This window comes from Sphingomonas sp. (assembly GCF_035555815.1).
Classification (GTDB): domain Bacteria; phylum Pseudomonadota; class Alphaproteobacteria; order Sphingomonadales; family Sphingomonadaceae; genus Sphingomonas.
This window is the reverse complement of the sequence record NZ_DATMGG010000223.1, coordinates 1-3,482: the sequence shown is the minus strand read 5'-3', so window position 1 is coordinate 3,482 and position 3,482 is coordinate 1. Positions and strand designations below refer to the sequence as shown.

Below are 3,482 nucleotides of genomic sequence, written 5' to 3'. Positions count from 1 at the left end.
CGCCCGACGGCGCGCGCGGCTTGACAGCCCAAGTGCCGGCGGCATGGAGGGACCGATGGCCGCCGACATGAACCCGCCCGCCACGGCGCCCGATTTCCTTGCCCGCGCGGGCTGGGGCGACGCGAAGATCCTGCCGTTGGCCGGGGATGCGTCGTTTCGCCGCTATTTCCGTGCGGTCGCGCCGGGACGCAGCGCGGTGCTGATGGACGCGCCGCCGCCGCATGAGGACCCGCGCCCGTTCATCGCCGTCGCCGAATGGCTGACCGCGCATGGCTTTGCCGCGCCGGAAATCTATGCGCGCGACCTTGATCTGGGGCTGGTGCTGATCGAGGATTTCGGCGACGCCCGGATGCGCGAGATCGCCGACGCCGCGCCGGAAAGCGAATTGCGGCTGTACGAACAGGCGGTCGACATATTGGTCGCGCTGGCCGGGCAGGGGCCGGCGGGGCTGGCGCCCTATGACCCGGCCGTGCTGCACCGCGAGGCCGCGCTGGTGCCCGAATGGTATGCGCCGGCGGTGGGGCTTGCGGTGGACGCCGACGGCTTTCGCGCGGCGTGGGACGCGGTGTTCCACCTGACGCTGGGCGGGCCGCGCGTGCCGGTGCTGCGTGACTATCACGCCGAGAACATCATGCTGATCGAGCATGGCGCACGAAAAGGGCTGATGGGGCTGCTCGATTTCCAGGACGCGCTCGACGGGCACCCCGCCTATGATCTGGTGTCGCTGTTGCAGGACGCGCGCCGCGACGTGCATCCCGAACTGGAGAAGGCGCTGCTCGACCGGTACCTGCGCACCACCGGCGCCGGGCAGGACTTCGTCGATGCCTATCATGTGCTGGGCGCGCAGCGGAATTCGAAGATCGTCGGCATCTTCACCCGGCTGTGGCAGCGCGACGGCAAGCCGCGCTATCCGTCGCTGTGCCCGCGCGTGTGGCGCTACCTCAACCACGATCTGGAACAGCCGGTGCTGGCGCCGGTCAAGGCGTGGTTCGACGCCAACATCCCGATGGAGAAACGCGGTGACCCGATGATCGTCGGCAACCACCTGTGAGCACCGCCCGCACGCTGGCGCTGCGCCCCGATCCCGGCGGACAGGTGCCCGATACCGCGATGGTGATGGCGGCCGGGCTGGGCAAGCGGATGCGCCCGCTGACCGCGACCCGGCCCAAGCCGCTGGTCTCCGTCGCGGGAAGGCCGCTGATCGACCATGTGTTCGATCACCTGCGGTCGGCCGGGGTGCGCCGCGCGGTGGTCAACGTCCACTATCTCGCCGACGCGCTGGAGGCGCATCTGCGCGCGCGAGTGAAGGACATCGACGTCGTCATCTCCGACGAGCGCAAGCTGCTGCTCGAGACCGGCGGCGGGCTGATCAAGGCCAGGCCGCTGCTGGGCGACCGGCCGTTCCTGTGCGTCAACAGCGACAATCTGTGGTTCGACGGGCCGATCGACGCGATCCGCGCGCTGGCGGCGGCGTGGGACGACGATCGCATGGACGCGCTGCTGCTGCTGGTGCCGCTGGCGCGCGCCTATTGCCACAAGGGGCGCGGCGATTTTCACCTCGACCCGTTCGGCCGCATCACCGGCTGGCGCAAGCCGGGGCGGGTGGCGCCGTTCGTCTATACCGGGGTGCAGATGCTGTCGCCGCGGCTGATCGCCGATCCGCCGGGCGAGGCGTTCTCGACCAAGATATTCTGGGATCGCGCGATCCAGGCCGGGCGCGCGTGGGGCGTGGCGCACACCGGCATGTGGTTCGACATCGGCCAGCCCGATTCGATCCCGGCGGCGGAAGCCATATTGAGCGATGGCTGAGGCGCGCCGCCTCAACCTCTACACCATCCCGCCGCACCGGGCGTTCGCCGACGCGCTCGCCGCCGGGCTGATCCGCCGGTTTGGCGGCGAACCGATGGGGCTGGCGCGCGGCATCGTGCTGCTGCCGACCAACCGCGCCCGCCGCGCGATCGCCGATGCGTTCGTCCGTGCCAGCGGTGGCGGGCTGCTGCTGCCCCGCATGGTAGCGATCGGCGACCCCGAGCTGGACGAGGCGGTGGGCGCGCTGTTCGATCCCGCCGACGATGACGACCCGGTGCCGCCGGCGGTGGCGCCGATGGCGCGGCGGATGATCCTGGCGCGGCTGGTGCAGCAGGCCGATCCGGCGATCGACGGCGCGGAGGCGGTGCGGCTGGCGGGCGACCTGGCGCGCACGCTGGATCAACTGCTGGTCGAGGAGGTGGCGCCGGGGCGGCTGCGCGACATCGCCCTGGTCGACGCGCTGAGCGAGCATTGGGAACGCGCGCTGGCAACGTTCGCGGTGGTGCTCGATCGCTGGCCGGAGGAGCTGGTCCGGCTTGGGCGGATCGACCTGGCGGAGCGGCGCGCGCGGTTGCTCGACCGCGTGGGGCGGGCGTGGCGCGAGGCGCCGCCGGCCGGGTTCCTGTGCGCGGCGGGGGTGACATCCGCCGCCCCGGCGATCGCGCGGATGCTGCGCAGCATTTCGGCGCTGCCCAAGGGCATGGTGGTGCTGCCGGGGCTCGATCTGGCGATGGAGGAGGAGGGGTGGGACGCGCTTGGGCCGTTCGCGCCCGATCCGGTCAGCGGCCGCCGCCAGCGCGCGGAGGAGACGCATCCGCAATATCATCTCAAGCTGCTGCTCGATCGCATGGGCGTGCGGCGCGGCGAGGTCCGCACGTGGCAGGCGGCGAGCGAGATCGACGCGCCGCCCGCGCGTAGCCGCGCCATCGCCACCGCGCTCGCCCCCGCCGAACTGACCCACCACTGGGTGACGCTGAAGCCGGGTGAGCGCAACCTGGCCGGGGTGAGCGCGCTGGAGGTGGCGACCCCGGCGGAAGAAGCGCAGGCGATCGCGCTGAAGCTTCGCGAGGCGCTGGAGACGCCCGCGCGCACCGCCGCGCTGGTCACCCCCGATCGTGCGCTGGCGCGGCGGGTGGCGGCGCATTGCGCGCGGTGGAATATCGCGGTCGACGATTCGGCGGGGCAGCCGCTGTCGCAGACCCCGCCGGGAACGCTGTTGCTGGCGATCGCGGAGGCCGGGGCGCAACGATTTGCGCCGGTGCCGCTGCTCGCGCTGCTCAAGCATCCGCTGGTGCAAAGCGGCGAGGCGCGGCCGGCGTGGCTGGAAGGCGCGCGTTCGATCGACCGGGCGCTGCGTGGGCCGCGGCCGGCGGCGGGGCTGGACGGGCTCGACCGCCATCTGGCGGGACGCCGCGCGGCGGAATGGTGGAGCGAGGCGCGGGCGCTGCTGACCGGGATCGAGGCGGTGTTCGCGGGCGGCGCCCAACCGCTGGTCGATCTGCTTGGCTGCGTGCGCGAAGCGGCGACGGCGCTGGCGGGCGATGCGGCATGGGCGCGCGCGGAGGGACGCGCCGCCGCCGAACTGCTCGCGGAGGTGGAGGAGCGCGCCGCGCTCGGGCCGCCGTTGATCGATCCGGCGACCCTGCCGGCGTTGCTGCGCACGCTGATGGACG

Annotated in this window: 2 protein-coding genes and 1 pseudogene; all 3 read left to right on the top strand. The window is 72.7% G+C overall.

From position 1 onward, the window contains the following. Nucleotides 1-67: 67 nt before the first annotated feature. Nucleotides 68-1,051 carry an aminoglycoside phosphotransferase family protein gene (locus VNR91_RS12830; protein WP_325491164.1) on the top strand — a complete coding sequence of 328 codons (984 nt, stop codon included), beginning with the start codon at nucleotides 68-70 and terminating at the stop codon, nucleotides 1,049-1,051. Nucleotides 1,052-1,110: 59 nt separating this feature from the next. Next, nucleotides 1,111-1,809, top strand: coding sequence for a nucleotidyltransferase family protein (locus VNR91_RS12825; RefSeq protein ID WP_325491163.1), 699 nt, complete (start codon nucleotides 1,111-1,113; stop codon nucleotides 1,807-1,809). Beyond that, nucleotides 1,802-3,482 (top strand): annotated as a pseudogene (locus VNR91_RS12820) (double-strand break repair protein AddB); the annotation flags it as partial. The gene VNR91_RS12825 and the pseudogene VNR91_RS12820, both read left to right, overlap by 8 nt.